1 protein-coding gene is annotated in these 451 nt (G+C 70.7%); it reads left to right on the top strand.

From position 1 onward, the window contains the following. The first annotated feature begins 17 nt into the window (after positions 1–17). Positions 18–416, top strand: coding sequence for a hypothetical protein (locus tag RM590_RS35630; protein WP_127182281.1), 399 nt, complete (start codon positions 18–20; stop codon positions 414–416). Positions 417–451 lie beyond the last annotated feature (35 nt).

Genomic DNA, 451 nt, shown 5'->3' on the forward strand with positions numbered 1-451 from the left:
GTAGAAGGGGCTCCACCATGCGTGACGACGACCGACGGCAGGACCCCCCGGTCAACAACGGGCTCATGATCAGCGGCGGCACCCACTACGTGGGCAACCAGGCCGTCGGACCCGGTGCCCAGGCGATCTCGGGACCGGTCTCCTTCCAGCTCCAGGACCCCGAGCGGACCACCGAACTCCTGGTGCGCGTCGAGCGGTTGCTCCAGGCCCACCTGGCCGAACTCGCCGACCCCGCGTCCACCACCCGTGAACTGCGGCGCCTGCGCGAGGAACTCGGAGAGCCGCAGCCCCAACCCACCGTGATCCAGCGCGCCTTGACCCGCCTCAACGACTTCGTCCAGCCCGTCACCCCGCTCGTCGTCGCCGTCGGCGAACTCACCAGGTCCGTGCAGGGCCTGCTGCCCCCGGGCCACTGAGCCGACGGCGTCAGGCGTTCAGCGCACCCGCTATC

Origin of the sequence: Streptomyces litchfieldiae (genome assembly GCF_031845365.1) — a bacterium.
Taxonomy (GTDB): Bacteria; Actinomycetota; Actinomycetes; order Streptomycetales; family Streptomycetaceae; genus Streptomyces; species Streptomyces litchfieldiae.